The organism is Streptomyces sp. NA02950, assembly GCF_013364155.1.
GTDB lineage: Bacteria > Actinomycetota > Actinomycetes > Streptomycetales > Streptomycetaceae > Streptomyces.
Genome location: NZ_CP054916.1, coordinates 1,672,054 through 1,698,402, shown reverse-complemented (window position 1 = coordinate 1,698,402; position 26,349 = coordinate 1,672,054). Strand labels below are relative to the sequence as shown.

The following is a 26,349-nucleotide window of genomic DNA, read 5'->3' as shown; positions in this document are numbered from 1 at the left end:
CCGCTCACCAGATGTCCCCTTCCGTGCTGGCCAGGATCTCGGCGATGTGCACCGGGCGCACCGTCGAGCCCTGCCGGGCGAGGGTGCCGCCGATGTGCATCTGGCACGAGTTGTCCACCGCGCACACCGCCTCCGCGCCCGTCGCCGTGATGTTGTGTGCCTTGTCCGCGCCCATCGCCGCCGACACCGCCGGGTTCTTCACGGCGAACGTACCGCCGAAGCCACAGCACTCCTCCGCGCCCGGCAGCTCCACCAGCTTCAGCCCCCGGACCGCGGAGAGCAGCGCCCGCGGGCGGTCGCCGAGGTGGAGCATCCGCAGTCCGTGGCAGGTGGGGTGGTACGTCACGGTGTGCGGGTAGTACGCGCCGACGTCCGTCACCTCCAGCACATCGGTCAGGAACTCGGTCAGCTCGTACGTCCGGGGGACAACGGCGGCAGCGGCGTCGGCGAGCTCCCGGCCACGGCCCTCGGCGGCGGCCTTCGCACCGATGCGGGGGTAGTTGTCCCGCACCATCGCGGCACAGGACCCGGACGGGGCCACGATGCAGTCGTAGTCCCGGAACGCGGTGGCGTAGCGGCGGACCAGCGGCTCGGTCTCGTGGCGGTAGCCGGTGTTGAACTGGGGCTGGCCGCAGCAGCTCTGTTCGGGGGGAAAGCCGACCTCGACACCGAGGCGTTCGAGGAGCGTGACCACGGCCTGGCCGGTGTGCGGATAGAGGGTGTCGTTCACGCATGTGATGAAGAGCCCTACGCGCACGGTTCCTCCTCCAGCCGGGGCCAGCCGGACCGGCCGTGTCCAGCCGGGCAGTGGCCCGGTCCACGCCGATCGATCACCCGTGGGCTCATACTGCCGGAGCGGTTGGGTGCTGTGAAGGAGCCGCCGTGGTGGGTTGCGGTGGTCGCTCGGGTGCGGGGTCCGGCCCGGTTCCCCTCCCGCACGTGCCGCTGCGGGATTCACCCCGTTCAGCCGGGTTTCCAGTTCGCGGGCGGTGGCGCTGGTGAGGCTGCTGCCGGGCCGCCTACCGGCCGGTATGGGGCACTACCATGGTTCCGCGACCGCGGTGGGTCGCGGAAGCCGGAGGGCCGAGGCCGTGGGGCGCATGGTGGGGATCAAGGACGTCGCACGCCAGGCGGGGGTGTCGGTGGGGACGGTCTCGAATGTGATCAACCGTCCGGACATGGTGGCCCAGGGGACTCGGGACCGGGTGCGGGCGGCGATCGAGCGGTTGGGGTATGTGCGCAGCGAGTCCGCGCGGCAGTTGCGGGCGGGGCGCAGCCGGATCATTTCCCTGCTGGTGCTCGACATGGCGAATCCCTTCTTCGTGGATGTGGCCAGTGGCGCGGAGCGGGCGGCGCGTGAGGCGGGGCTCGGGGTGATGGTGTGCAACAGCGCGCAGAGCCCCGATGAGGAGGCCGACTATCTGGCCCTCTTCGCCGAGCACCGGGTGCGCGGAGTGCTGGTCACCCCGGCCGATGCCACCGGGGCGAATCTGCGCGGTTTCCGCCGCCATGACATCCCGTTCGTCTTCGTGGACCGCGAGGTGCCCACCGCGGAGGGGTGCTCGGTGTCGGTCGACGACGTCGAGGGCGGGGCGCTCGCCGGCCGCCATCTGCTGGCTCAGGGCCACCTGGGGCTGGTCTATGTGAGTGGCTCGATGCGGCTTCCGCAGTGTCAGGACCGGCGCGCCGGGGTCCGCGCCGCGCTCGCCGAACACGGGCTGCCGCCCGAGGCGTTACAGCACATCGAGACCGAGCGGCTGGATGTGGCGGCGGGCCGGGACGCGGGGGCGCGGTTGCTGGGGCTGTCGCCGCGGCCGACGGCGGTGTTCTGCGCCAATGACCTGCTGGCGCTGGGTGTGCTCCAGGCGCTTTTCGCGGCGGGGGTGTCGGTGCCGGGGGAGCTGGCGTTGGTGGGGTACGACGACATCGAGTTCGCGGCGGCGGCCGCGGTGCCGTTGACATCGGTGCGGCAGCCCGCGTTCCGGATGGGGCGTACGGCGGCGGACCTGCTGATCGAGGAGACGGGCGAGGACGCGGCGGTCCATCAGCACCGGCGGATCGTGTTCCAGCCCGAACTGGTGGTCCGTGACTCGACGTTGCGGGCGTAGGCCGCCCGTCCTCAGACGGCGGCCGGGACGGGGTCCAGCAGCGCCCGGATCTCCCGTACCGCGGCCCGCCCGGCGCGGTTGGCGCCGACCGTGCTGGCCGATGGCCCGTAGCCGACCAGATGGATCCGGGGGTCCCGGACGGCACGGGTGCCCTCCAGGGCGATACCGCCGCCCGGCTCGCGCAGCCTCAGCGGTGCCAGGTGGTCGATCGCGGCGCGGAAGCCGGTGGCCCAGAGGATGGTGTCCGCCTCCACGACCCGGCCGTCGTCCCAGCTCACCCCGGCCGGGGAGATCCGGTCGAACATCGGCAGCCGGTCCAGGACCCCCTTCTCCCGGGCCCGCCGCATGGCCTCCGTCATGGGCAGCCCGGTCACCGACACCACGCTCCGCGGCGGCAGCCCGCGCCGTACCCGCTGCTCGACCAGGGCGACGGCCGCACGCCCCCGGATCTCGTCGAACCGCCCCTCACGGAAGACCGGCGGCCGCCGGGTCACCCAGGTCGTCTCCGCCGCCACCTCGGCGATCTCCAGCAGATGCTGCACCCCGGAGGTGCCACCGCCCACGACGATCACCCGCTGCCCGGCGAACGCCTCGGGGCCGGGGTACTGCGCGGTGTGGAGCTGACGCCCCCGGAAGGTCTCCTGCCCGGGGTAGCGCGGCCAGAACGGCCGGTCCCAGGTGCCGGTGGCATTGATCAGGGCACGGGTGGCCCAGGTCCCGGCCGAGGTCTCCACCACCAGGTGTTCGCCGTCGCCCGCACGGACGGCGGTGACATGGACGGGGCGGATGACCTGGAGGCCGAAGGTGCGCTCGTAGCGGGCGAAGTATGCGCCGACCACCTCGGACGACGGCCGCTCGGCGTCGGCGTCGTCGCTGGTCAGCCGCATCCCCGGCAGGTCGTACAGCCCGTGCACCTTGCCGTACGTCAGCGACGGCCAGCGGAACTGCCACGCACCGCCCGGTCCGGGGGAGCGGTCGAGCACCACGAACCCACTGCCCGGCTCGTAACCCGCCCGCCGCAGGTGATACCCCGCGGACAGCCCAGCCTGCCCGGCGCCCACGACCACCACATCCACGTTGTTCATGCTTCCACCAACCCGTTCCGGCCGCGGGATCTTCCCGGCCGGGCGGTAGGGTCCGGTGGCCGGGGGCGGCAGACATACGGGGAGGACACCAACAGTGGCGAAGTGTGCACGCGGAACGGCGGGGTGCGGAACGGCGGTGGCACTGCTGATCGCGGCGGTGGCGGGCTGCGGAGCCGGAGGCGGCTCCACGGATCACACACCGCCGAAGGAAGAGCCACGGCTGCCGATCGACCGGTACCGGCAGGACGACGACTTCCAGCGGTACAGCCAGGCACACGACCTGCTGGTGCAACGCTGCATGGTGCGGCTGGGGTTCACCGGCTTCCCCCGCCATCCGCAGCTCCCGAGCATGGGCATGCGGCACATCACCATGGTGGCGGTCTCGGCCTCCACCCCGTACGGCCGACTCGACCTCGACCAGGCTCGCCGGTGGGGATACGGCTGGGACCCCAAGAAGAAGGACGGCCGGGAGCCGGACGGCCGCCCCATGACCGAGAAGGAGTACGCCGCGGTGCAGGGCGACCCGCCCCGCAAGGGACCCAAGGGCGGCTGCAACGGCCAGGCGGACCGCCGGCTCTACCGCGGTGTCAAGGACGAGCAGCGCATGTGGAGCTACGCCACCGGGCGCGAAGTGCGGCTGGAGAAGGCGGCCCAGAGGGACCCCCGGGTGCGGCGGGCCCTGAAGACCTGGTCCCGGTGCGTCGAGGACAAGGGCTTCGCGCGGTACGCGACTCCGCGGGACGCCTTCCGGGACAAGAGGTGGTCCCGCGCCTCGGACGGCAACACCACCCGCACCAAGCGGGAAGTGGGCACGGCCGTGGCCGATGTCGAGTGCAAGGGAGAACACCACACCGTGGAGGTGTGGTCCTCCGTGCTCGCCGAGCGCCAGCGCACCGACATCGCCCGCCACCGGGCCACGTACGACGCGGTACGGCGCGATCTGGACACGATGAGATCCAATGCGGGGGCGGTGCTGGGCCGTTAGGGCCGTGACGCCACGGCTACGGGGTGATGGGCGTTTCGTGGAGCCGGGTACGAGGATGGAGGTATGACCTTCCGTACTCACCTCATCGAGATCACCACCGGCTCCCGCGAGACCGTCGCCGACCTCACCGCCGACTGCGCGGCCTATCTGCGGGAGGTGGCGGACGGCCGCGACGGACTGCTCAACGTGTTCGTTCCGCATGCCACCGCCGGGGTGGCGATCCTGGAGACCGGGGCGGGCAGTGACACCGATCTGCTCGCCGCGCTCCACGATCTGCTGCCCGCCGACGACCGCTGGCGCCACCGCCACGGCAGCCCGGGCCACGGCCGGGACCATGTGCTGCCCGCCATCGTCCCGCCGCATGCCACGCTGCCGGTCGTCGGAGGACGGCTCGCGCTCGGCACCTGGCAGTCGGTGTGCCTCGTCGACACCAACAAGGACAACCGCGACCGTCAGGTGCGGCTGAGCTTCCTCGGCTGATCAGCTTTCGCGGCGCTCCGCGTTCTTCTCCCTGATCCGCGCCGCTTCCTTCCGTACCTCGGCCTGGGTGGCGCGTTCCTTCTCCAGCCACTCGGGACGGTCCCTCTTCAAGGCCTCGATCTGCTCGGTGGTGAGGGCTTCCGTGACGCCACCGCGCGCGAGACCCGCGATGGAGGTGCCGAGCTTCGCCGCGACCACCGGCCGGGGGTGCGGGCCGTCGCGGCGCAGGTCCCGCAGCCACTCGGGCGGGTCGGCCTGGAGCGCGTTCAATTCGGCGCGTGAGACAACACCCTCCTGGAACTCGGTGGGGGTGGCCTGGAGGTACACACCCAGCTTCTTCGCCGCCGTCGCGGGCTTCATCGTCTGGGATGTCTGGTGCGACTTCATGGTGTCAAGGGTATAGAGCGTGTGTGCGGCCTCCGACCACGGCCGGTAGCCTGGCGGAGTGACCAGCTCGGAAGTATCCCCTTCGTTCCGGCTCGCGTACGTCCCGGGGGTGACGCCCGCCAAGTGGGTGCGGATCTGGAACGAGCGGCTGCCCGAGGTGCCACTGACCCTCATCCCGGTGTCCGCCGCCGAAGCGTCCGATGTGCTGCGCGGCGGCGGCGCCGACGCGGGGTTCGTGCGGCTGCCGGTCGACCGGACGGTTTTCAGCGCGATCCCCCTCTACACCGAGACGACGGTGGTCGTGGTTCCGAAGGACCACGTCGTGGCGGCGGTCGACGAGGTGTCCGCCGAGGATCTGGCCGATGACATCGTGCTGCATCCCCTCGACGACGTGCTCGACTGGGAACACCGGCCGGGGCGGCCCGCGATCGAGCGCCCCGCCACGACGGCGGACGCCATTGCGCTGGTGGCGGCCGGAGTGGGACTGCTGGTGGTACCGCAGTCACTCGCCCGTCTGCACCACCGCAGGGACCTCACCTATCGGCCGGTCACGGACGCCCCCGCGTCGCGGGTCGCGCTGTCGTGGCCGGAGGACGCGACCACCGGCCTGGTGGAGGACTTCATCGGGATCGTCCGCGGGCGGACCGTCAACAGCTCACGGGGACGTACCCCGCCCCCGGCGCAGCCGAAGCGCAAGCGTCCGGACACCGGCGGCGCACGGCGGCAGCCCACGGCGGGCAGGGCGACCGGCAAGAGCCCGCGCAGGGGCTCCGGCGGCGCCAGGGCCGGCAAGCGCGGCAAACCGCGCCGCCGGTCGTAGCCCCCACCGCCGGCTGCGGCTCGGCTATCCCGGCTGATCGGCGGCACCGTCCTCCCACAAGGCCGGGTCGTGGGCGCTCACGAGGGCGCCGATCCGGGCCAGGACCTCATCGGCGGGGCGCGGGTCGAGGCGGCGGCCGTCCCGCAGACGCAGGCTGATGTGCGCGTCGGCGGCTTCCTTGGCGCCGATGACGGCCTGGTAGGGGACGAGCCGGGCGGCCCGGATCCGGGCGCCGAGGCTGCCGCGTTCCGGCCCCGCCACCTCGGCGCGCAGTCCGAGGGCGGCGCACCGCCGGGCGACCTCTTCGGCGTACGGCAGCTGGTCGCCGTGCACCGGGAGGACCGCCAGCTGGGTGGGGGCCAGCCAGGCGGGGAACCCGCCGCCGTAGGTCTCGATGAGATGGGCCACCGCGCGTTCGACACTGCCGATGATGCTGCGGTGGACCATGACCGGCCGGTGCTTCGCCCCGTCCGCCCCGATGTAGTGCAGATCGAACCGCTCCGGCTGGTGGAAGTCGATCTGGACGGTGGACAGGGTGAACTCCCGTCCGGCGCCGTCGGCCAGCTGCACATCGATCTTGGGCCCGTAGAACGCGGCCTCGCCCTCGGCCGCCTCGTACGGCAGACCGCAGTCCTCCAGGACCTCGGTCAGCAGCGCGGTCGCGCGCCGCCACATCTCCGGGGCGGCCACGTACTTCCCACCGGGGCCGGGGAGCGAGAGCCGGTAGCGGGCCGGGGTGATGCCGAGTGCCGCGTACGCCTCGCCGATCAGTTCCAGCGCGGCCCGCGCCTCGCCGGCCGCCTGGTCCAGGGTGCAGAAGACATGGGCGTCATTGAGCTGAATGGCCCGGACCCGGGTCAGCTCGCCGAGGACACCGGACAGTTCGGCGCGGTGCATACCGCCCAACTCGGCCATGCGCAGGGGGAGTTCGCGATAGCTGTGGGAGCGGGAGCGGTAGATCAGCGCATGGTGGGGACACAGGCTCGGACGCAGGACCACCTGTTCACCGCCCACGTCCATCGGGGGGTACATGTCGTCGCTGTAGTGCGCCCAATGTCCCGAGATCTCGTACAGCTCCCGTTTGCCGAGCACCGGGGAGTACACGTGGCGGTAGCCCGCCCGCCGCTCGACGGCCCGGATGTACTCCTCCAGGGAGTGCCGCACCGCCGCGCCGTCGGGCAGCCAGTACGGCAGCCCCGAGCCCATCAGCGGGTCGGTGTCGAACAGGTCGAGTTCACGGCCGAGTCTGCGGTGGTCGTGCACACCGTGGTCGTTCATGGCGGTCTCCTCGCGGACAGCGGGCGAGTGACCACAGCGCGAAGCCCCGGGGCACTCGCCCCGGGGCTTTGGATCAGGACATCGATCAGCGCGCCGGGACACTCTCCGGCGTCGTCGTCATCGCGATCGCGGCACGCTGCATGGCGGGAATCCTAGCAGGACCGGTCAGTCCTGCGGTGTGCCCGCGGGCAGCTTGCGCCAGGTCACCTGGGTCCGCGTGTGGTACGCCCAGTCGAGCATCTTCTTCGCGTCCGGGTACCGCTTGGCGTCGTTCAGCACCACACCGACGACCGTGCGGCCGTTCCGCTTCGCCGCGAAGACGATGCACTTGCCCGCCGCGCTGCCGGTGCCGGTCTTGATGCCGATGGCGCCGTTGTACGAGCCCAGCAGCTTGTTGGTGCTGGACCAGTAGTAGGTGCGGGTCCGGCCGTTGGCCGCCGGGGCCTTCTGCTCGGTGTCCGTCGACTTCACCACCGTGCGGAAGGTGGCGTTGCCGAGCGCGTGCCGCGCCAGCTTCGCCAGGTCCCGGGCGGTGGTGTAGTTGGCGTTGTGGTCCGAGATCCCGTCGAAGGAGTCGTAGTGGGTCCTGGACATCCCCAGCGCGTCGGCCTTCTTGTTCATCGTGGAGATGAACGACGCGGTGCGCTTGGCGGTGGTGCTCCCGGTGCCGAAGGTGTCGGCCAGCGCCATCGCCGCGTCGCACCCCGACGGCAGCAGCATCCCGTAGAGGAGCTGTCGGACCGTCAGCTTGTCGCCCTTCTGGAGATCGGCCTTGCTGCCGCCGCTGCGCTCGATGTAGTCCAGGTACGCCTGCCGGACGGTCACCTTCTTGTCGAGGTTCACCCCGCGGGTGTCCAGCACCACCACGGCGGTCATCATCTTGGTGATGCTCGCCATCTGGCGCTTGGTGTCGGCGCCCTTGGCCCACAACTGCTTGTTGGGGCCGCTGTCGAGCAGATACGCGCTCTTGGCCTGGATCCCCGACGGCCCGGCCGCGGTCGTGCGCGCGGTGGCCTGTGCGGTGGCCGCCGGTACGGCGACCGACAGCGCCGCCGTGGACGCGATGACCGCCGCTCCCCAGCGGCGCACCGCCTTGCCCCCATGTCGTCCCATACGCCCTCCATCTCCTCAGGTGACTCTTCGGGCGCGCGTATCCTCTCACTGGGGGCAACGGTACGATATGTCGGGGTGTCAGCCGCGCCCGGTGGTCCAGGCATAGGCGGTATCGGCGTCGAACTCGCCCTGGCCACCGGGGAAGACGAGCCCCGCGGAGGCGAACGCCGACGGGTCGGGACCGCCCCGCCCGGTGTCCGCGGCGTACGGCACGGCGATACAGCGCATCCCGGCCCGCCGCGCCGCCTCCACGCCCGGTGCGGCGTCCTCGACCACGACACAGTCGGCCGGGTCGGTGTCCAGCAGCCGTGCGGCGGCCAGGAACACATCCGGCTCGGGCTTGCCGCGGCCGACCTCCTCGGCGGAGACCGAGACGGGCAGCAGCGCGCTCAGCCCGGTGGCGGCGAGGGCGGCCTCGATCGCGGCGCGGGAGGAGCCGGAGGCGACGGCCAGCCGGTGTCCCGCCGTGTGCAGCCGCTCGACGAACGCGCGCATCCCGGGGAAGACATCGGTGGCGGTGCCGGCCAGTTCCAGATAGTGCCGGTTCTTGACGGCCAGCAGCTCGTCCACGGAGGCGTCGATACCGTAGCGGTCGCGCAGGGTCCGGAGCGTCTCGCGGGTGCCTATGCCGATGAACTGGGAGTGCTCCTCCCAGGTGAACCCGGTGACCCCGTACGTCTCGAGGGTGCGCCGACCGGCCTCGTAGTAGTGCGGCTCGGTGTCCACGAGGGTGCCGTCGAGATCGAAGATCACGGCGGGACTGCGCGGCGGGGACGGGGGCTGGGCCGGGGGTGGCGTCGGACGGGGGCTCATGGCCTCCAGCATGCCAAGCCGGTGATCAGGGCTGTCGCCGGGGCTCCTGGGCGCGGGCCGCCGGAGCCGCCCGGCCCACCGCCTCCACCAGCGGCAGCATCCGGTAGCGCACCCGCTCGCGGAGGGCCATCTCGGTGCGCGTCCGGACCACACCGGGCATCCGGATCAGCTCCTGGACGACGTCCTCCAGATGTGCGTTGTCCCGCGCCACCACCCGGGTGAACAGATCCCCGCCACCGGTGATGGAGAACGCCTCGATGATCTCCGGGAGCGCGGCCAGCGCGTCGCCGACCTCGTCCAGATGGCCCTGGGTGACCTCGATGTGGACGAACGCCAGGACGGGGTGGCCGAGCGCGGCGGCCGACAGCGAGGGACCGAAGGCCGTGATGACCCCGTCCCGCTCCAGCCGGTCCAGCCGCGCCTGCACCGTGCCCCGGGCCACGCCCAGGATCCGCACGTACTCCCGGACACTGGTGCGCGGCTGCTCCAGCAGCAGCCGCAGGATCTTCGCGTCGAGCGCGTCCACCGCTGTCGCCATCGGCCGCCGGCTCCTCATGTCTGTGTCGTTCCCGGGGCGCGCTGGTGTCGGTCTGCGGTGCGGCCCGGTCGTTCCACGATACTCACGGTTGTGAGCGGCGCGATCAGCATCGGACAGGCCATGGTTCTCGGTCTCGTGGAAGGGGTGACCGAGTTCCTCCCGGTCTCCTCCACCGGACATCTGAAGATCACCGAGGGGTTGATGGGTATCCCGGTGGACCACCGGTCCGTCGTCGCGTTCACCGCGGTGATCCAGGTGGGGGCCATCGCCGCGGCCCTGGTCTACTTCTCCCGGGACATCGTGCGCATCAGCGGGGCCTGGGCCCGGGGTCTGGTCCGCCCGGAGGAGCGCTACCGCCACGGCTACCGGTTCGGCTGGTGGGTCATCTTCGCCACCCTCCCCGTCGTGGCCGTCGGACTGGCGGCGAAACCGCTGATCGAGGGGCCGCTCGCATCGCTGTGGGTGGTGGCCGGGTCCCTGATCGCGGGAAGCGGGGTGATGTGGGCCGCCGACCGGTGGGGCCGCCACAAGCGCGGTGAGGACGACGCCGGTTTCCGGGACGCCATGCTCGTCGGCTGCTCGCAGATCCTGGCGTTGCTCTTCCCCGGCTTCTCCCGCTCCGGCGCGACCATGTCCACCGCGCTGCTGCTGGACCTGGACCGGGTGGCGGCCACCCGGCTGTCGTTCTTCCTGGGGATCCCGGCCCTGACCGGCGCGGGGCTGTACGAGCTGAAGGACGCGGTGGGCGCCGGGGCGGCCGTGGCACCCCTCGCGGTGGGCACCGCCGTGTCGTTCGCGGTCGCCTACGCGTCGATCGCGTGGCTGCTGAGGTATGTCGCCCAGCACTCCTTCAACGCGTTCGTGGTCTACCGGATCGCCGTGGGGGTGCTGCTGTTCGGGCTGCTGGGCGGCGGCGTGCTGGGCGCCTGAGCCGCCGCCCGGCGGCCTGCCGCCCTGCCTAGCGCCGGAACTCCGCGTCGGGGCAGGAGTCGGGGTCGTCCTGGTCGAAGACCACCGGGTCCTCCGGGGTGCCGCCGACGTACAGGTGCTGCGTCTCGGACGGGACGTCGTTCGCGGGAGTGCCCTCGTCGAAGTCCACGTCGATCTGGGGAATCCGGTCCCCGTTGGTGGCCTCGGTGACGCCGTAGTACCAGCCGCCCCGGCCGTCGAACCGGCGGTCCCCGTCCTCGAAGAGGTCGTACGGCCAGTTCTTCACCTCGACCCGGCCATTGGGATGGAGGGTGACCCGCATACCGTCCGGACCCCGGTAGGCGCCGGGCAGATCGTTCTCGGACACCGAGAGGCTGGTCTTCAGGCACTCCGGTGACACGGCGTTGAGCACGCCGATGCAGCCCGCCGGAAACAGCAGGGACACCGCCCCGATCAGGGTGAACCTGAGGGGGCGGTTGCGCCAGATCCGGCGGAGTGTGCCTGCTTCGTTCGCTGTGGTCATCATGTCGGGGTGGGGTCAGTGGTCGGCCGGATCAATGCGCTCGGTCCAGACCATGCGTTCCTTGATGTCGGCGCCCGGGCCGGAGCCGTGGTTCAGTTTCTCCTGCCACTTGGGATAGCCGGGCAGGAATGACTCCATGTCGGTGTCGTTCTTCAGGGTGTACTGCACCACGAGCTTGCCGTCGGGATCGGTGCCCTTGACGACGTAGTCGACGTCGTAGGAACCGAGAAGGGACTGCGCCTCGTTGGTGTCGCCGCCCCACAGATTGTCGAGCCCGGACAGCCCCGCCATGTCCTTGGCGTAGGTGCCCACCTGGCCCATGAACGACTTGCCCGAGATCCGGTGGTGGAGTGTGCCCTGCGCAAGGCCGTTCTTCCAGTGCTCCATGGTGTCGCTGCGAATTTTGTCCATGCTCTCGCTCTTGCGGATCTGTTCGACGAACGGATCGTGCTGCGAGAAGTGGTACATGTCGTCGCCCGTCCCGGCTGCCCAGTTGGCCAGCAGGGTGCGGGGGGTGAGGTGGTTCTTCCGCGGGTCCGGGTCCAGGCCCTGGAGTTCACGGCCGAGCTGGTCGAAGCGGTCCGTGCCGATGCTGCCGGTGTGGTTGATGTCCGTGCGGACCTTCCCGCTGTTGAACCAGATGTCCAGGCCGACGTTGGCCATCAGCGTGATGGCCAGGTTCTGGTCGGCCTCGAAACCGTCCCGGAGGATCATATTGAGCTTCCGCTGGGCGGCGTTCCTCTTCTTGGCGTCCTTTTCAGAGAGATTTTCCCGCACGTCACAGGCGCTTCCCACGATCACCCTGCCCTTCGGGCCGACGTACATCCCCTCCTCACCGAACCCCTTCACCGCTGCGTGCAGCCGCTTCTGCGCGGCCTTCAATTCCCCTGCCCCGTCCTCGAGCGACCTGCGCACCGCGTCCACGACCTTGGCGGCGGCCGTGGCCTGGCGCTGGATGTCATCGATCTGGGCCCACGCGTAGGGGGCGGCCATGCCCTCCCAATACCCCTTGTCCCTGAGGGGTTTGAGCACCTCGTCGCGAATGGTGTCGTCAAGGCCCTTGATCTTCTCGTGGACGGCCTTCCACTTGTCGGCGAGAGTGTCCAGCGCCCCGAAGTCGGCCGTCCGGAACGACTCGTAGTAGTCTTCGCCATAGCGGGCGGTCACCGGTACCTCCAGATCGACGAGGCGGACGGATCCAGGGGTGGCGTGGACTGATCCTTCAGGAACGGGCTCTTCTTGTGCTTGTCGAAGGTGTCCCCCGTGCCCAGGTCCTGTTTCACATGGGTGTTGGCCGCGAGCCGCAGGCTCTCCGAGATATGGGCCAGCCACGCGGTGACCGTGCCTGCCTGCTCCTCCCAGTGCTTGTGGGAGTGTTTCAGCGCACTCTCCACCGCCAGTCCCTCCACCGCCTTGGCCGCCGTCTTCGTCGGCTCCTCCAGGGACGCCGCCTGCTTGTGGAGGGTGTCGTAGACGTCGTCCGCCTTGCCCGCCGCGCCGCGCAGCACACCGGGCGCGATCGCCAGGTTCTGCGGTACGGGCCCCTGGACACCCGGGGCCAGCGGCCGCTTGGGAGCGGGAGAACTGGGGTCGTAGATGTTCGGGTCGCCGGGCGGTGCCAGCAGGGGTGGCGGAGCGAAGAGTCCGTCGGTGATCGGCTTGCCTGGAGGCAGCGGCAGTTCGTCGTCCTTCGGCTCCGGTAAATCGTCCTTGCTCATCAGGTCCCCCGGTTCTTTGTCGCAATGACCTTCGAATGCTAACCGAATGCCCTAGGCAGAACCGCTCTTTATAGCCATAGCGTAGGGGTAGCGGTATCGGTGCTTTGTGTCTAATCGATGGCTAGACGCAGGGCGTAGCGCGGACGTAGTCCAATGGCTCGCCCCGGCCGCCCCGATCCACCCACCGCTGGGCCATTGGCCCAGTGGATCCGGGCTCGGTTGAGCCAGGGGCCCTCCGGGTGCTGTGATGGGTCCGTCGATGGCGCTGCGGACCCCCGCGGCGCCTTTTTCATGCGGTGACATCGCGCCACGGCGCGAGGGCAAGGGGAACGGGACGCAGTGCTGAAGAGGATGTTCATGGCGCCGGATCCGGGGCGCGCGCGGCTGCGTGTCTCGACGCGGGCCGTCCTCGGCGTCGGGCTCGCCGTCGCGGCCACCGCGGTGGCCGGTCTTCCGCTGCCCGCCGTGATCGCGGCCGGGCTCGCCGCGCTGCTGACGCTCTTCACCGTGGCCGACCCGACGGTGCGGCGACAGGCCGTGACCACCGCCGCGCTCCCGGCCGTCGGTCTGCCGGTGCTGGCCCTGGCCGCCGCGCTGCACGGGCGGGACGGGACGCGGGACGCCGCCTTCCTCGCCGTGGTCTTCTGCGGGGTCGCCGCCCGGCGTTGGGGGGCGCGCGGCAACGCCCTCGGCATCTTCGCGTTCATGATGTTCTTCGCGGCGCAGTTTCTGCATGCGCTGCCCCGCGAACTGCCCGTACTGACCGCGGCGGTGCTGACCGGTGTGCTGGCGGCGGCCTTCGTACGGTTCGCCGGATGGCCGCTGGAGCGGCGCGATCCGCCGCCCGCGGTTCCCGCGCCGCCGGGCGGACGCGGTCTGACCCGGCCCGCCACCCGGCAGGCGTTCCAGGCGGTCGTCGCCTGCGCCTTCGCGCTCGCCGTCGGCCAGGCCGTCTCCGGTGAACGCTGGTACTGGGCCGTCGGCACCGCCTGGTGGATCTTCGTCAACACCGCCTCGCGCGGCGAGACGCTGGTCCGCGGCTTCCGCCGGGTGCTCGGCACCGGCTGCGGGATCGCGGCCGGGCAGGTGGTGGCCGTACCGCTGCACGGCGCGCCCGCGCTCACCGCCGCCCTCGTCGCCGTGTGCGTCTTCGGCATCTTCTACACCGCCGCGCTGTCCTACAGCTGGATGATGGTGTTCGTGACCCTCATGGCCGGGCTGCTGTACGGGCTGCTCGGTGTGCTCCACCCCGGGCTGCTCACGCTGCGGCTGGAGCAGACCGCCGTGGGCGCGACGGGTGCGGCGCTGGCCGTCGCCGTCGTCCTGCCGGTCACCACGCACGCCGCCAGCGACGCCTGGGTGCGCAGCGCCCTGGAGTGCGTACGGCAGTGCGCGGCCGCGTCCGCGCGACGGCTCGCGGGGGATCCGGCCGCCGATCCCGCACCGCATGTGGCCGAGCTGGAGTCGGCGCTCGGGCGGCTGCGGATGTCGGTCGCCCCGCTGCTGCACCCGCTCAGCCCGCTGCGCGCCCGCCGGAGCCGTGCCCGGCAGATCATGGTCGGGCTCGACGACTGCGCACGGCAGGCCCGCGGCCTCGCCGAGCTGGCCGCCGACCCGGACGCCTGCCACGACGCACGGCTGATCACCGCCTGCCGCCGGGTGGAGACCGCCGTGGGGCGGCTGATGACCCCCGGCGCCGGTATCGCACCGGCCGCCGAGCCCGCGGCCCGCGCGGCCCACCCCGTCCCGCATCCGAGCGTGGACCGGGCCCTGGCCCATCTGCACGACCTGGAGCGGTCACTGGCCACCCTCGCGGCCCCGCTGCGCGGCCACACCCCGGCACCCGCGCGGGCCTGACGGCACCCATGGGCCGCACTGGCCGCGCGGGACATCTACCCCCGGGGGTTCCGCACGTTCGTCGACGGGCTGCTCGCGCACGCCACGCCGACACCCCCCGTGACGTCGGCTGAGCGAAAGCGTCGCTCGCCTGGTCCAGACCTGACTGTTACCGTCGGCCCGGCAGCGGAGTCGGCGGAAGGGCGGCGGGATGGCCGGGACGGACACGGCGCAGCGGGCGTACATCGGCTCGTTCACCTCGGCGGGCGGCGCCGGAATCACCGTGGCGTCGCTCGACGCGGAGTCGGGTGCGCTGCGCCCCCGGCACAGCACGGACGCGGTGGCCAACCCCTCGTACCTCGCCCTGTCCGCCGGCGGGGACATCCTCTACGCGGTGTGCGAGACGGACGACGGCGCGGCCGCGGCGCTCTCGGTGGCCGACCCCGCCCGGCCGCCCGCGCTGCTGGCCGACCCGGTGTCCGTACGCGGCGCCGGGCCCACCCATCTCGCGCTCGCCGCCGGGCATCTGCTCACCGCCAACTACGTGTCCGGCAGCGTCACCGCGCTCCCGGTGCGCGACGGCGGCGTGCTCGGGGAGCCGACGGCCCTGTTCCAGGACGAGGGCGGCGGACCGCACCCCGAACGGCAGCGTGGCCCCCATGCGCACGCCGTACGGCCCGATCCCTCGGGCCGCTGGCTGCTCACCGTGGACCTGGGCACCGATGCCGTACGGAGCTACGGGCTGCCCGGGCTGCGGCCGCACGGCGCGGTCCGGATGCGGCCCGGCAGCGGTCCGCGCCATCTCGCGTTCCATCCGCGCGGCGATCGGGTGTATGTGATCAACGAGCTGGAGCCGACGATCACGATCTGCCGCTGGGACGCGGCGGACGGCACGCTCGAACCGCTCGGGGAGACACCGGTGCTCCCGGACGGTTTCGCGGGGGAGTGCTTCCCGTCCGAGGTGGTGGTCTCGGGGGACGGCCGGTTCGTCTGGGCCGCGGCCCGTGGCGCCGACACCGTCACCACCTTCGCGCTCGACGCCTCCGGTGACCGGCTGGATCCGGTCGCCACCACCCCCTGCGGCGGAAGCTGGCCCCGGGACCTGGTGCTCGGCCCCTCGGGGCGTCATCTGTACGCGGCCAACGAACGCTCGGGCGACATCACGTGGTTCACCGTCGACGACGCGACGGGGGTGCCCGGCCGGGCCGGGTCCATCGAGGCGCCCGCCGCCTCCTGCGTGGTGTTCGGCTGACGCCGATGGGCGTGGACGCGGTGGGGCGGCGGCCCGGACCGGGCCGCCGCCCCACCGTGGTGATCGTGTCGCGTCAGCGCGCCGCCGAGGCGTCCGGGAGCGTCAGGCCCAGCGACGCCGCGTACTTCGCCAGCACCAGCTTGCCCACGGCCGGGTAGGCGCCGAGCGCCTCGGCCGCGGCGCAGCCCGCCTCCTCGGCGGCGGCTGCGGTCAGCCCGGCGGAGACCTCCGGGCCGATGAGGTACGGCGCGAGCGCGAGCCGGGCGGAACCGGCCGAGCGCAGCTGCTCGGCGACGCGGAGGACCGCGCCGTCCTCGTCCAGCGCCGCGGCCATCACCGGGACGGCGAGGCGTGCGGAGAGCAGCATGCCGGTGATGCCACCCGCCTGGGCCGCCTCCTCACCGCCGACCGTGGCCAGGATGATGCCGTCCGCCGCGGTCGCGACCGTGAACAGCCGGGCGCGGTCGGCGCGGGCCAGACCGGCTTCCGACAGCCGTACGTGCAGACCCTCGGCGAGCAGCGGGTGCGGGCCGAGGACATCGGTGAGTTCGGCGGCGGAGCCGCTGCCCATGACGGCCTGGCGTATCCGGCGCAGCAGCGCGTTGTCCGGGCCCGCGAGCAGCGGGACCACCACGGCGGCGGGGCCGTCGGTGGGGATGCCGGGCTCGGGCGGCTGCGGCGGGATCTCCTCGCCCGCGGCCTCGGCGGCGGCGATGGCCTCCGCGGTGGCGGCAGCGGCGGCCTTGGCGGCCTCGGTCGCCTGGCGGACGCGCTCGGCGCGGTCCTGGGCGGCCAGCGTCAGCACACCTTCGAGCCGCGGGAACTCCTCGCCGTCGCCGTCCACGTAACCGATGTGGACGTCGAGGCCGGGGAGCTCGGATCGCGCGATGCTCACGACCTCCTCGGCCAGGCTCCGGGTGGCCGCCTCCGGGGTGCCCGGGACGGCCAGCACCAGCGGAGGCGCGCCGAGGGGTGCGGCGGCGGGCTCCGGTCGGCGGTGCCGTCCGGGCTGGCGGGGACGCGGCATTCGTACAGGCAGGCCGGACGCGGGCCCAGTGGGGGAGCTCATGGCGCCGCATGTTAGTCGCTTCATGGGCTCGGCTGTTCGGGAGGGGTGTGACAGGGCGTAATCTGTCCCCTTTTGCCGAGCCGCGCTGTTCATTGCTGTGCGCTGAGCGGTCAGGGATGTACGGAGAACCACCCCTGTGTCCGGAATACGGATCCAAGCACCCGGAGGCCGGACGGATCGGTGGGGCCGGGCACAGAGGTTCGGTGATCGCGAGGTGCCGGGGCGGGCATAACGGGCCACGCGCCGAGGCGTTGGTGCGGGTACCGCGAGGTGCGGTCGTTCGTCCGCGGCCGCGTCGTGGCTGGTCGCGCCCACGCGGCGGAGCCGCACATCGACCAGCCCCGCGCCCCTTCGGGGCGCAACCGAACCGCACCGGACTCCGGCGAGGCCGCTCAGCCCAGGTCGATGACGTTCAGCAGGGCCGCGTCCCGTGGCAGCCGCAGGTCGTCCGCCGCCAGCGCCGCCGCCACGCACAGCGCGCCGTCCAGCGGATCCCCGGCCGCTTCCGTCACCCGGACCTCCGGCAGCCGCGCCGTCAACTCCGCGTGCAGCGGCGTCAGTAGCGGGGCGCCCATGCGGAACAGCCCGCCGGTGAAAGCCACCTCGCTGGACTCCACGCGCGGGCAGACCGCCTCAGCCGCCTGTGCGACATGGCGTGCGGCGTCCCGCAGGATGGTGTCCGCGACCGGATCCGCCCCGGCCAGGCGGCCGACCTCGGGCGCGAAGGAGGCCAGGACGGCGGGTCGGTCCGGGCGCGGATACAGCTGCCCCGGCAGCTCCCCCGCGGGTCCGAACACCGCCTCCGCCCGGTCCAGCAGCGGCCGTGAGCCGCCCTCGCGGCCGTCGTACGCGCGCATCGCCGCCTCCAGGCCCGCGCGGCCGATCCACGCCCCGCCGCCGCAGTCGCCCAGCAGATGGCCCCAGCCGTCCGCCCGCCGCCAGCCGCCGGGGTGCCCGTCCGCGCCCCGGTTCTCCGGCAGCGCGCCGAGCGCGATCATGCCGGTGCCCGCGGCGACCACCGCACCGGGCCGCTGGCCGAGCGCCCCGGCGTACGCGGTCACCGCGTCGGCCGCCAGGGCCAGTTGGGGGGTGCCGAACGCGTCGGCGAGCGCACTCGGCAGGGTGGCGCGCAGATCGTCACCGAGCGAGGCCATGCCCGCCGCGCCGACGCAGACGGCGGCCACCCGCCGTACCCCGGCCTCGCGCAGCAGCTCCCGGGCGGCGGGGAGGACCCGGGACAGCAGTCCGGCCGCGTCGATCCCGCGTTCACCCACGGCGGCCGGAGTGGGCGAGGACCAGGTCAGCGGCTTCTCCGCGGAGCCACCGGACACCTGGGCGCGCGCCACACCCACCCGTACGCCCGACCCCCCGGAGTCGATGCCGAGGACATACGCGCCGGCCACCGGCTCAGCCGAACCCTCGGGCGTCCTGCTTGAGCGCGGTGTCCACGGTCAGCGCGGTGGCCACCACCAGGCTCAGCAGCGGGTCGGGCAGCTGGCGGTGGATCTGGAGGACATAGTTGTCCGCCGTGGTGAACATGGTCTTCGCCAGGCCCTCCCAGGTCTTGGTGATCCTGGCGATCTCGGAGTCCGTGTGGTCGACGATGGCGAAGTTCCAGGCCCGCCAGTTCTCCGCCTTGATGGCGCCGATCTGCTGGCCGTTGACGTGGATACCAAAGTTGATCTTGCCGATGGCGTTCTGCTGGACGATCTCGCCGACCGGCTGTCCGTCCGGGCGCGTCACCAGGACCTTGGACTTGATGAACTTCGCGGGGCGGGTGAGCACCAGATGCGGCTGCCCGTTGGCGTCCCGGATCTCCAGTTTGTGGGTCATGAACTGGTCGAGGCTGGAGACGAACCGCGCGACCTTCTTCAGCGTGCTCTGGCCGACCTGCACCACCGAGCCGATGGTGCGGCCGTGCTGGTCGAACACGCTGTACTCGTTGGTGAGCTCGATCAGCTTGGCCTTCTGGTTGACCACGAGCACCGGCTCGGAGAACAGCGTGCCGCCGCCACCCGCGGCCGGGGCGACATGCGCCTGGTGCTGCACCTGGTGCTGGACCTTGGCCGGGTTGGGGTGGGGCTGGGCCGCCTGCTGCGGCGGGACCTGGCCCGGCTGGCCGGGGTGGGTGTGCTCGGTCCACTGCGCGCCGTCCCACCAGCGCAGCTGGTTCGGCGTGCCCTGCGGGTCGGCGTACCAGCCCGCAGGGGTGTTCGGATGTGTCGTCATGGCGGGCAGACTACCTGTCGGCCACCGGGGCCGAAGCCGTCAGGGAAGGCGCCAGTCCACGGGTTGCGCTCCCTGCTGTACCAGGAGGTCGTTGGCGCGGCTGAACGGCCGCGATCCGAAGAAGCCGCGGTCGGCCGACATGGGGGAGGGGTGGGCGGACTCGACCGCCGGAAGGCTGCCCAGCAGCGGGCGCACCGCGCGGGCGTCCCGGCCCCACAGGATGGACACCAGGGGGCGGCCGCGCGTGGCGAGGGCCCGGATGGCCTGCTCGGTGACCTCCTCCCAGCCCTTGCCGCGGTGGGCGGCGGGGCGGCGGGGCGCCGTGGTGAGCGCCTTGTTGAGCAGCAGCACGCCCTGCCCGGTCCAGGGCGTCAGATCGCCGCTGGCCGGACGCGGCAGCCCGAGGTCGGTGTGCAGCTCCCGGAAGATGTTCTCCAGACTGCCGGGCAGCGGCCGGACCTCCGGCGCCACGGAGAAGCTGAGCCCCACCGCGTGACCGGGGGTCGGATACGGGTCCTGCCCCACGATCAGCACCTTCACCTCGTCGAAGGGCTGCTGGAAGGCGCGCAGGACGTTGGCTCCCGCGGGGAGGTAGGTACGGCCCGCCGCGATCTCGGCCCGCAGGAAGTCGCCCATCGCCGCGATGCGCTCTTCGACGGGCTCAAGTGCCTTGGCCCAGCCCGGTTCGACAATTTCGTTCAAGGGTCGCGCTGCCACCCGCGTCACTCTAGTGGCTCAGCCGGTGACCGTGTGCCGCCCGGTGGATCACTTCCGGCCGCGCGCGTCACCCGTCCGCTCAGCCGATGACGGCGGCCCGGACGCACAGCACATCCGGCAGGTGCCGGGCGATCTGCCGCCAGCTCTCGCCCTCGTCGGCGCTGGCGTACACCTCGCCGTTGCGGTTGCCGAAGTAGACCCCGGCCGGGTCGGCGTCATCGGTGCGCAGCGCGTCCCGCAGCACCACTCCGTAGTGGTGCTCGCCGGGCAGTCCGGCGGACCGCTCGGTCCAGGACGCGCCCGCGTCGTCGGTGCGGTAGACCCGGCAGCGGTAGTCGGGCGGATAGCGGTCCCCGCCGTCGATCACCGGGAAGACGTAGGCGACCCCGCCGCGCCGCGGATGGGTGGCGATCGCGAAGCCGAAGTCGGCCGGGAGGCCCTTGGTGATCTCGGTCCAGTGCGCCCCGCCGTCGTCGCTGCGGTACACCCCGCCGTGGTTCTGGAGGTAGAGCCGGTCCGGATCGACCGCGTCCTGGGCGATCTTGTGCACGCACTGACCGAAATCCGGATACGGATCGGGCAGGAACTCCGCCTTGAGGCCGTGGTTGGACGGCTCCCAGCTCGCCCCGCCGTCCGCGGTGCGGTACACCCCGCCCGAGGAGACCGCGACCACGACCGCGTCCGCGTTCCGCGGGTGGGTGACCACGGTGTGCACCGCCTGGCCGCCGAACCCCGCGCCCCACCGCGGCCGCTGTGGGTGGTCCCACAGCGCGCGGACGAAGTCGAAGCTCTCCCCGCCGTCCCCGGAGCGGAACAGCGCACCCGGCTCGGTGCCCGCCCACACCACCTCCGGTGCCGCGGGGCCCGCCGGATGCAGCTGCCACACCCGCTCCAGCGAGGTGTCGGTCCCCTCGGGGAACCGCACCGCGGGCCGGGCGGACTCGTGCCAGCTCTGCCCGAGGTCGTCGGAGCGGAAGACCGAGGGGCCCCAGTGGGAGCTGTCGGCACCGGCCAGCAGCCGGGGGCGGCCACGGCGGGTGTCGACGCCGACGGAGTACACCGCCTGCATCGGGAAGTGCGGGCCGGTGAACTCCCAGTCCCCGCCGGGGGATCCGGTCCGGCGGGCGAGGAAGAGGCCCTTACGGGTGCCGATGGCGAGCAGGACGTCGTCCATGACGGCTCACTCCTTGAAGCGCGGACGTGCGGACGTGCGGACGTGCGGACGGTGGGACGAGGTGGATGTGTCCGTCATCACAGAGTCTGCACCCCGCCACCGACATCGGCGCCCCGGAGGAAGCAGTGAATCACCGGCGGCGGGCGCCGGACGCCGTGGCGCGAGAGGCCTTGTACGAGAGAGATCGTTGTACGAAGAGCTTCGTAATTTGGCGGTCATCGTAATACGATGCGTATCGTACTAGCGCGGTCCGGCCCGGTCGCGCGAAGTCGATTGGAGACGTTCATGAGTGCCCTCTTCGAGCCCGTCACCCTACGGTCGCTGACCATCCCCAACCGCGTCTGGATGGCGCCGATGTGCCAGTACAGCGCGGAGAGCGGCGAGGGCGCCGGAGTCCCGAACGACTGGCACTTCGCGCACTACGGCGCCCGCGCCACCGGCGGCACCGGCCTGATCCTGGTCGAGGCCACCGCGGTCTCGCCCGAGGGCCGGATCAGCCCCGCCGACCTCGGCATCTGGAACGACCGCCAGGTCGAGGCGTTCCGCCGGATCACCGGCTTCCTCAAGCGGCACGGCACCGTCCCGGGCATCCAGCTCGCCCACGCCGGGCGCAAGGCGAGCACCGACGCCCCCTGGCGGGGCGGTGCGCCGCTCGGCCCGGAGGAGCGGGGCTGGCAGCCGCTGGGCCCGAGCCCGATCGCCTTCGACGATCCCTACCCGGTGCCCGACGAGCTCACCGAGGAGCGAATCGGCGAGGTCGTCGAGCAGTTCGCGGCCGCCGCCCGGCGCGCCCTCGCCGCCGGGTTCGAGGTCGCCGAGATCCACGGCGCCCACGGCTATCTGATCGGCGAGTTCCTCTCCCCGCACAGCAACCACCGCACCGACCGCTACGGCGGTTCCCTGGAGAACCGCGTCCGCTTCGCCCTCGAGGTCGTCGACGCGGTCCGCGCGGTCTGGCCGGAGGAGCTTCCGCTGTTCTTCCGTGTCTCGGCCACCGACTGGCTGGAGCGCGACGGCTGGACGCCGGACGACACCGTCACGCTGGCCGCGCTGCTCAAGGAGCACGGCGTGGATCTGCTGGACGTCTCCTCCGGCGGCAACGCGGCCGGGGTGCGCATCCCCGTCGAGCCCGGCTACCAGGTGCCGTTCGCCGCCCGGGTGCGCCGGGAAACCGGGCTGCCGGTCGGCGCCGTCGGACTGATCACCGAGACCGGACAGGCCGAGAAGATCGTCGCCAACGGTGAGGCGGACGCCGTGCTGATCGGCCGCGAACTGCTGCGCAATCCCTCCTTCGCCCGCCACGCGGCACGGGAGCTCGGCGCCCGGGTGCACGCGCCCGAGCCGTACGGGTACGCGATCCGCTGAGCGCCGGCCCGGCTCAGCCCGCCGCGCCCGGCCCCGGGGACGTCCCCCCGGCCGGGCGCCCGGGGAGGGAGCGGAACTCCCCGTCCACGAAGAGCAGCGGCTCCGCCGAGGACGGGGCCTCGCACTCCTCCACCGACCCGATGACGATCACATGGTCGCCCGCCTCGACCAGCCGGACCGTACGGCAGACGAAGTGCCCGACCGCGCCCGCGATCCGCACCCCGCCCGCCGCCGGGGCCCCGGCCGTCTCGACGGCGAGGAAACTGTCCGCCCCCGTGGGCCGGTTGCGGTCGGCGAACCAGCCGGCCAGACCGGCCTGTTCGGCGGCCAGCACATTGACCGTGAAACCGCCGGTGCTCTCGATCAGCCCTCTGATCCGGGCGGTGTGCCGCACCGAGAAGGACACCAGGGGCGGTGTCAGCGAGAGCGTGGTGAAGGAGTTCACCGTCATCCCGTGGGTCTCCCCGCCCCGTCCGCCGGTGACCACGGTGACCCCCGTCGGCAGCCGCCGGGCCACGGTCCGCAGATCCGCGGGGGTCACCTGGCGGGCGTCCGTGGTGCGGCCGGTCAGGACGATCCCCCCTCGAGCCGGGGGAGCGGACGGGCGTCCAGCAGCACCGCCGCCACATGGGAGATCCCGGCTCCCAGCAGCACCAGCCGCTCCGGATCCACCGCCCGCCCCGCGGCCGCCTGCCCCGTTCCGGAGGGCTTTGGCTCGGCCGGCAGATCGGCGAGGGTGATCAGCGGATCGCTGCCCTGGCAGTGCGCCAGCCGCCCCACCCCCTCCAGCACGATCCGGTCCGCCGGGAACCCGACGTCCGCGAGATACATCCGCATCACATGACGGGCGAAGTGGCTCGGCAGCACCAGGGATCCGGCCGGATCCACCGGATGGCGCGCCGCCAGCCGGCCGAACAGCTCGCGATAGGCCTGGATCCGGGCCGCCAGCTGCCGCTGGGGCGGGCCGCCGCCCCACTCCTGCTCCGGGTCGGCGTGGTGGGCCATGGCCAGCACCGGACGACCCGGCGCGTCCGCCGACACCAGGGCGGAGGCCGCCCCGTCGCTGGCGATCGCCGCGCCGCCCGCCACCACCCGCTGCCCGCCGGTGGACAGCTCGGCCAGATCCCCGCTGACCACCATGACCTGACGCGCGGTGCCGTCCCGGACGAGAGAGGCCGCCGTGCCCACCGCGGCCATCGCCGTGGCGCAGTCCATCAGACCGAGCGTGGACACCGTGGCCCGGGACATTCCGGTCTCCTGGAGGAGTTCGGCGACGTCCCGGTGCGCGGCGCGTCCCCCGGGCAGCGAGTCGGTGGCCAGCAGCACCATGTCGATGTCGCCGCCCGGCACCCCGGACGCCGCCAGGGTGCGCTGGACCGCGGCGGTCATCAGCTCGGCCACCGGCGCCTCGGACCAGCGGTAGCTGACGAACCCCGCGGCGGGCGAGGTCAGATCGGCCGCGATCCGCGGCGCCGCCCGGAGCTCCGGCAGTTCGCTCACGGGATCGGCGTACTCGCCCAGTTCGTAGGCGGGACCGCAGAGCCGTGGTGTGATCACCGCGCGGCCTCCCGGGACATCCGCTCGGCCGCGGCGACGAACCGCTCGGCCAGCCCGCGCGCCGTGGCCTCGTCGTACAGCCCGGTGTCGTACTCCAGCCAGCCGGACACCCCGTCCGCACCCGGGTGGACCGCGAGCGTCAGGTCGTAGCGGGCCACGCCCTTGTCCAGGTCGGCCGTGGTGACCTCGGCCCCCTGCACGGTACGGGTGCCCTCGCCGAGGTTGTCGAAGACGAACACCGCGTCCAGCAGCGGATGGGTGCCCGGCACCCGGCGCGGGGCGTCGATCAGCTCGCCCGGGCAGACGGCGTGCCGCAGCCCGGCCCGGGAGACCGCGCGGGCGGCCCGGATCCGCGCGGCGGGGCCGCCGTCGCCCGGGTCGCGCAGCCGCACCGGCAGCACATTGAGCAGATAGCCCACGGTCGCCTCGGCGCCCGGCCGGTCCCGGCCCGCGGTGAAGGTGCCGAGCAGCACGTCGGACGAGCCGCCGAACTCCTCGAACGCGGCCCACGCCACGGCCAGCCAGCCCGCGTAGGCGGTGGCGGCCTCCTGCTGGGCTGCTGCCGTGATCCCCTTGGCCACCGCGGCGGGCAGGCTGAACTCCACCCGTCCGCCGTCGCGCCGGGTCGCCCCGCCGCGCGGCCGGTCGGTGGGCAGCGGCGCGGGCGGATCCGCGACCTCGGCCGCCCAGTACGCCGCCGCCGCACGTCCGGCCTCGCTCGCCGACCACGCGGCCTGCTCCTCCGCGAACCGGCTGAACGGCACCGCCTCGGGCTCCGCCGTCCCCGGCGCGCGGCCGAGCTCGTCCAGCAGCAGTTCGAACGACCAGGCGTCGAAGACCAGATTGTGGACGACCACCAGCAGCCACGCCTCGTCGCCGGAGGGGCCCTCGGCCAGCACCACCCGCAGCAGTGGACCGGCCGCCAGATCGAACGCCTCGTGCGCCAGCTCGCGGGCGAGCGCGTACGCCTCCTCCGCGTCCGGGCACGAGGTGCGCAGCAGCCGGGGCGGCAACTCCGCGTGCACCACCGGCCGGACACCGTCGGCGGTCTCCTCGAAGGTGGTGCGCAGCGCCTCGTGGCGCCGGACGAACCCCTCGATCCGCTCCGCCAGCAGATCCAGGTCGACCCGCGCCCCGGTCAGCCGGACGGCCTGGCAGACCACGTCCACCGGGCGGCCGCCGGTGGTGTGATGGGCCTCCCACAGCCTGCGCTGGCCGGGTGTCAGCACCCGCTGCCGGGGGCGCCGCTCCTGGCGCACCCGGTCCCGCAGCCGGGCGCGCTGCTCCGGGGTGAGGGCCGCCAGCCGGGCGGCCAGCTCCGCCGGTACGGACGAGCCTGTCATGCGTAACGCCTCCTCAGTTCGTCCAGCTGGCTGAGGCTGCGCACGACCAGCTCCTCGTCGACGCCGAAGTCGATGAGACAGGCGATCTCGGTGACGCCCATGCCCGTGAACCGGTCGACCACGGCCACACACGAATCAGGGGTGCCCAGCAGGGCGCCCTTCTCGAAGTACTTGTCGAAGGCGAACTTGATCAGCTGGTCGGTGTCGCCCTCGGACATGTCCCGCACCCCCGCGCCCGGTGCCAGGTTCTTCTTCTGCGAGTCGATGACGGTGAGGAAGGACTTCAGGTACGTGGTGAACGGCGGCCACACGGTCTCCCGCACCTCGTCCAGGTCGGTGCCGATGAAGGTGTGCAGCATCAGCGTGACCGTCACGTCCTCGCGGTCGTGCCCGTACTCGTCCAGGGCCTTGAAGTAGATCTCGAGCTTCTCCTCGAGCTCCTCGTTGGTCATGTCGATCAGGGCGGTGAGCACATTGCAGCCCAGCCGCCCGGCCGTCTCGAAGGTCTCCGGGCTCTTGGTGCAGGTGAGCCACATCGGCAACTCGGGCTGGACGGGCTGCGGATGCAGCTCCACCTCGACGTGGTTGCCGAGGCCGTCCTGCACGAACACCGGTTCACCCTCCCAGAGTTCGCGGATCCGGGTCACCGCGTCGAAGGTGCGCCGGCGGCGGTCCTCCCAGCCGGTGGGGTTGATGGCGAAGTCCACCGGGCTGAACCCGGTGGCCAGCGCGATCCCGGCGCGGCCCTGGGAGAGGTTGTCCACCACCGCCCACTCCTCGGCCACCCGGATCGGGCTGTGCAGCGGCAGGATGACGCTGCCCGCTCGGATCTGGAGCCGCTGGGTGGCCTGGGCCAGCGCGGCGCCGAGCACCGAGGGGTTGGGGTACAGGCCGCCGAAGCGGTGGAAGTGGCGCTCCGGGGTCCAGATGGCGGTGAAGCCGTTCTCGTCGGCGAACCGGGCGGCGTCGAAGACGAAGCGGTATTTGTTCTTCTCGTCGCCGGAGAAGAAGATCAGGCTGAAGTCCACG

27 protein-coding genes are annotated in these 26,349 nt (G+C 72.5%); 8 read left to right on the top strand and 19 right to left on the bottom strand.

What is annotated here, in order from left to right; translation table 11 throughout:
* Nucleotides 1-4: 4 nt before the first annotated feature.
* Nucleotides 5-757, bottom strand: coding sequence for a (Fe-S)-binding protein (locus HUT19_RS06890; protein ID WP_176179604.1), 753 nt, complete (start codon nucleotides 755-757; stop codon nucleotides 5-7).
* Nucleotides 758-1,100: 343 nt separating this feature from the next.
* On the opposite strand from HUT19_RS06890, the gene HUT19_RS06885 reads away from it, so the two are divergent.
* Entirely contained in the window at nucleotides 1,101-2,108 is a 1,008-nt protein-coding gene (locus tag HUT19_RS06885) for a LacI family DNA-binding transcriptional regulator (RefSeq protein WP_176186567.1), read from the top strand.
* 11 nt (nucleotides 2,109-2,119) lie between these two features.
* Here HUT19_RS06885 and HUT19_RS06880 read toward each other — a convergent pair whose 3' ends face one another.
* Nucleotides 2,120-3,193 carry an NAD(P)-binding domain-containing protein gene (locus tag HUT19_RS06880; protein ID WP_176179603.1) on the bottom strand — a complete coding sequence of 358 codons (1,074 nt, stop codon included), beginning with the start codon at nucleotides 3,191-3,193 and terminating at the stop codon, nucleotides 2,120-2,122.
* Between the two features lie 136 nt (nucleotides 3,194-3,329).
* On the opposite strand from HUT19_RS06880, the gene HUT19_RS06875 reads away from it, so the two are divergent.
* Together HUT19_RS06875 and HUT19_RS06870 are read left to right on the top strand one after the other, a co-directional pair.
* Complete coding sequence (locus HUT19_RS06875) at nucleotides 3,330-4,178, top strand: hypothetical protein (protein ID WP_176179602.1); 849 nt, start codon at nucleotides 3,330-3,332, stop codon at nucleotides 4,176-4,178.
* A gap of 63 nt (nucleotides 4,179-4,241) precedes the next feature.
* Nucleotides 4,242-4,658 (top strand): YjbQ family protein, encoded by a 417-nt coding sequence (locus HUT19_RS06870; RefSeq protein ID WP_176179601.1) that lies wholly within the window; start codon nucleotides 4,242-4,244, stop codon nucleotides 4,656-4,658.
* On the opposite strand, the gene HUT19_RS06865 is transcribed toward HUT19_RS06870, so the two are convergent.
* On the bottom strand, nucleotides 4,659-5,045 hold the full coding sequence (locus tag HUT19_RS06865; protein ID WP_176179600.1) for a DUF5997 family protein: 387 nt from the start codon (nucleotides 5,043-5,045) through the stop codon (nucleotides 4,659-4,661).
* Nucleotides 5,046-5,103: 58 nt separating this feature from the next.
* On the opposite strand from HUT19_RS06865, the gene HUT19_RS06860 reads away from it, so the two are divergent.
* The gene (locus HUT19_RS06860) at nucleotides 5,104-5,865 is read left to right on the top strand and encodes a LysR substrate-binding domain-containing protein (RefSeq protein WP_176179599.1); all 762 of its coding nucleotides are present in this window, start codon (nucleotides 5,104-5,106) and stop codon (nucleotides 5,863-5,865) included.
* A gap of 24 nt (nucleotides 5,866-5,889) precedes the next feature.
* Here HUT19_RS06860 and thrS read toward each other — a convergent pair whose 3' ends face one another.
* The 4 genes from thrS to HUT19_RS06840 form a co-directional block, all read right to left on the bottom strand.
* Entirely contained in the window at nucleotides 5,890-7,128 is a 1,239-nt protein-coding gene (gene thrS / locus HUT19_RS06855; protein ID WP_176186564.1) for a threonine--tRNA ligase, read from the bottom strand.
* Between the two features lie 180 nt (nucleotides 7,129-7,308).
* Nucleotides 7,309-8,256: a D-alanyl-D-alanine carboxypeptidase family protein gene (locus tag HUT19_RS06850; RefSeq protein WP_176179598.1), complete on the bottom strand. Its 948-nt coding sequence runs from the start codon at nucleotides 8,254-8,256 to the stop codon at nucleotides 7,309-7,311.
* 78 nt (nucleotides 8,257-8,334) lie between these two features.
* On the bottom strand, nucleotides 8,335-9,069 hold the full coding sequence (locus HUT19_RS06845) for an HAD family phosphatase (protein ID WP_254885469.1): 735 nt from the start codon (nucleotides 9,067-9,069) through the stop codon (nucleotides 8,335-8,337).
* A 25-nt stretch (nucleotides 9,070-9,094) separates the two neighbouring features.
* Nucleotides 9,095-9,607, bottom strand: a complete 513-nt coding sequence (locus HUT19_RS06840) for an Lrp/AsnC family transcriptional regulator (protein WP_176179596.1) — start codon at nucleotides 9,605-9,607, stop codon at nucleotides 9,095-9,097.
* A 90-nt stretch (nucleotides 9,608-9,697) separates the two neighbouring features.
* Here HUT19_RS06840 and HUT19_RS06835 point away from each other — a divergent pair, with 90 nt between their 5' ends.
* Complete coding sequence (locus HUT19_RS06835; protein WP_303331590.1) at nucleotides 9,698-10,537, top strand: undecaprenyl-diphosphate phosphatase; 840 nt, start codon at nucleotides 9,698-9,700, stop codon at nucleotides 10,535-10,537.
* Between the two features lie 28 nt (nucleotides 10,538-10,565).
* Here the strand turns inward: HUT19_RS06835 and HUT19_RS06830 are convergent, their stop codons facing one another.
* From HUT19_RS06830 to HUT19_RS06820, 3 genes are read right to left on the bottom strand one after another with little or no spacing between them, the layout of a single operon-like run.
* Nucleotides 10,566-11,063 carry a hypothetical protein gene (locus HUT19_RS06830; protein WP_176179595.1) on the bottom strand — a complete coding sequence of 166 codons (498 nt, stop codon included), beginning with the start codon at nucleotides 11,061-11,063 and terminating at the stop codon, nucleotides 10,566-10,568.
* Nucleotides 11,064-11,075: 12 nt separating this feature from the next.
* On the bottom strand, nucleotides 11,076-12,227 hold the full coding sequence (locus HUT19_RS06825; protein ID WP_176179594.1) for a hypothetical protein: 1,152 nt from the start codon (nucleotides 12,225-12,227) through the stop codon (nucleotides 11,076-11,078).
* Nucleotides 12,224-12,778 carry a hypothetical protein gene (locus tag HUT19_RS06820; RefSeq protein WP_176179593.1) on the bottom strand — a complete coding sequence of 185 codons (555 nt, stop codon included), beginning with the start codon at nucleotides 12,776-12,778 and terminating at the stop codon, nucleotides 12,224-12,226. The genes HUT19_RS06825 and HUT19_RS06820 overlap by 4 nt, the downstream gene beginning before the upstream one ends.
* 351 nt (nucleotides 12,779-13,129) lie before the next feature.
* Between HUT19_RS06820 and HUT19_RS06815 the strand changes: the two genes are divergently transcribed.
* Nucleotides 13,130-14,635, top strand: a complete 1,506-nt coding sequence (locus HUT19_RS06815) for an FUSC family protein (protein WP_176186560.1) — start codon at nucleotides 13,130-13,132, stop codon at nucleotides 14,633-14,635.
* 190 nt (nucleotides 14,636-14,825) lie between these two features.
* Nucleotides 14,826-15,866 (top strand): lactonase family protein, encoded by a 1,041-nt coding sequence (locus tag HUT19_RS06810; RefSeq protein WP_176179592.1) that lies wholly within the window; start codon nucleotides 14,826-14,828, stop codon nucleotides 15,864-15,866.
* Nucleotides 15,867-15,939: 73 nt separating this feature from the next.
* Here HUT19_RS06810 and HUT19_RS06805 read toward each other — a convergent pair whose 3' ends face one another.
* From HUT19_RS06805 to HUT19_RS06785, 5 genes are all read right to left on the bottom strand, one after another.
* On the bottom strand, nucleotides 15,940-16,935 hold the full coding sequence (locus HUT19_RS06805; RefSeq protein WP_176179591.1) for a hypothetical protein: 996 nt from the start codon (nucleotides 16,933-16,935) through the stop codon (nucleotides 15,940-15,942).
* Nucleotides 16,936-17,327: 392 nt separating this feature from the next.
* Nucleotides 17,328-18,338, bottom strand: coding sequence for an N-acetylglucosamine kinase (locus HUT19_RS06800; protein WP_176179590.1), 1,011 nt, complete (start codon nucleotides 18,336-18,338; stop codon nucleotides 17,328-17,330).
* 4 nt (nucleotides 18,339-18,342) lie between these two features.
* Nucleotides 18,343-19,164, bottom strand: coding sequence for a phospholipid scramblase-related protein (locus HUT19_RS06795; protein ID WP_176179589.1), 822 nt, complete (start codon nucleotides 19,162-19,164; stop codon nucleotides 18,343-18,345).
* Between the two features lie 39 nt (nucleotides 19,165-19,203).
* Nucleotides 19,204-19,881: a uracil-DNA glycosylase gene (locus HUT19_RS06790; protein ID WP_176179588.1), complete on the bottom strand. Its 678-nt coding sequence runs from the start codon at nucleotides 19,879-19,881 to the stop codon at nucleotides 19,204-19,206.
* Between the two features lie 79 nt (nucleotides 19,882-19,960).
* Nucleotides 19,961-21,055 (bottom strand): exo-alpha-sialidase, encoded by a 1,095-nt coding sequence (locus HUT19_RS06785; protein WP_176179587.1) that lies wholly within the window; start codon nucleotides 21,053-21,055, stop codon nucleotides 19,961-19,963.
* A gap of 285 nt (nucleotides 21,056-21,340) precedes the next feature.
* Here HUT19_RS06785 and HUT19_RS06780 point away from each other — a divergent pair, with 285 nt between their 5' ends.
* Nucleotides 21,341-22,420: an NADH:flavin oxidoreductase/NADH oxidase gene (locus HUT19_RS06780; protein WP_176179586.1), complete on the top strand. Its 1,080-nt coding sequence runs from the start codon at nucleotides 21,341-21,343 to the stop codon at nucleotides 22,418-22,420.
* Between the two features lie 13 nt (nucleotides 22,421-22,433).
* Here the strand turns inward: HUT19_RS06780 and HUT19_RS06775 are convergent, their stop codons facing one another.
* The 4 genes from HUT19_RS06775 to HUT19_RS06760 are packed head-to-tail and all read right to left on the bottom strand — an operon-like array spanning nucleotide 22,434 to nucleotide 26,348.
* Nucleotides 22,434-22,961, bottom strand: a complete 528-nt coding sequence (locus HUT19_RS06775; RefSeq protein WP_176179585.1) for a flavin reductase family protein — start codon at nucleotides 22,959-22,961, stop codon at nucleotides 22,434-22,436.
* Between the two features lie 26 nt (nucleotides 22,962-22,987).
* Nucleotides 22,988-23,977, bottom strand: coding sequence for an acyl carrier protein (locus HUT19_RS06770; RefSeq protein ID WP_176179584.1), 990 nt, complete (start codon nucleotides 23,975-23,977; stop codon nucleotides 22,988-22,990).
* Entirely contained in the window at nucleotides 23,974-25,320 is a 1,347-nt protein-coding gene (locus HUT19_RS06765; RefSeq protein WP_176179583.1) for a condensation domain-containing protein, read from the bottom strand. The genes HUT19_RS06770 and HUT19_RS06765 overlap by 4 nt, the downstream gene beginning before the upstream one ends.
* Entirely contained in the window at nucleotides 25,317-26,348 is a 1,032-nt protein-coding gene (locus tag HUT19_RS06760; protein WP_176179582.1) for a MupA/Atu3671 family FMN-dependent luciferase-like monooxygenase, read from the bottom strand. The genes HUT19_RS06765 and HUT19_RS06760 overlap by 4 nt, the downstream gene beginning before the upstream one ends.
* Nucleotide 26,349: the final 1 nt, after the last annotated feature.

Excerpts from the sequence above, each read along its gene's own strand:
- HUT19_RS06805 (WP_176179591.1), bottom strand. The coding sequence starts at position 16,935 with ATGAGCTCCCCCACTGGGCCCGCGTCCGGCCTGCCTGTACGAATGCCG.
- HUT19_RS06885 (WP_176186567.1), top strand. The coding sequence starts at position 1,101 with ATGGTGGGGATCAAGGACGTCGCACGCCAGGCGGGGGTGTCGGTGGGG.
- HUT19_RS06815 (WP_176186560.1), top strand. The coding sequence starts at position 13,130 with ATGTTCATGGCGCCGGATCCGGGGCGCGCGCGGCTGCGTGTCTCGACG.
- HUT19_RS06830 (WP_176179595.1), bottom strand. The coding sequence starts at position 11,063 with ATGATGACCACAGCGAACGAAGCAGGCACACTCCGCCGGATCTGGCGC.
- HUT19_RS06820 (WP_176179593.1), bottom strand. The coding sequence starts at position 12,778 with ATGAGCAAGGACGATTTACCGGAGCCGAAGGACGACGAACTGCCGCTG.
- HUT19_RS06840 (WP_176179596.1), bottom strand. The coding sequence starts at position 9,607 with ATGGCGACAGCGGTGGACGCGCTCGACGCGAAGATCCTGCGGCTGCTG.
- HUT19_RS06850 (WP_176179598.1), bottom strand. The coding sequence starts at position 8,256 with ATGGGACGACATGGGGGCAAGGCGGTGCGCCGCTGGGGAGCGGCGGTC.
- HUT19_RS06810 (WP_176179592.1), top strand. The coding sequence starts at position 14,826 with ATGGCCGGGACGGACACGGCGCAGCGGGCGTACATCGGCTCGTTCACC.
- HUT19_RS06870 (WP_176179601.1), top strand. The coding sequence starts at position 4,242 with ATGACCTTCCGTACTCACCTCATCGAGATCACCACCGGCTCCCGCGAG.
- HUT19_RS06780 (WP_176179586.1), top strand. The coding sequence starts at position 21,341 with ATGAGTGCCCTCTTCGAGCCCGTCACCCTACGGTCGCTGACCATCCCC.
- HUT19_RS06795 (WP_176179589.1), bottom strand. The coding sequence starts at position 19,164 with ATGACGACACATCCGAACACCCCTGCGGGCTGGTACGCCGACCCGCAG.
- HUT19_RS06765 (WP_176179583.1), bottom strand. The coding sequence starts at position 25,320 with ATGACAGGCTCGTCCGTACCGGCGGAGCTGGCCGCCCGGCTGGCGGCC.
- HUT19_RS06880 (WP_176179603.1), bottom strand. The coding sequence starts at position 3,193 with ATGAACAACGTGGATGTGGTGGTCGTGGGCGCCGGGCAGGCTGGGCTG.
- HUT19_RS06865 (WP_176179600.1), bottom strand. The coding sequence starts at position 5,045 with ATGAAGTCGCACCAGACATCCCAGACGATGAAGCCCGCGACGGCGGCG.
- HUT19_RS06785 (WP_176179587.1), bottom strand. The coding sequence starts at position 21,055 with ATGGACGACGTCCTGCTCGCCATCGGCACCCGTAAGGGCCTCTTCCTC.
- HUT19_RS06845 (WP_254885469.1), bottom strand. The coding sequence starts at position 9,069 with ATGAGCCCCCGTCCGACGCCACCCCCGGCCCAGCCCCCGTCCCCGCCG.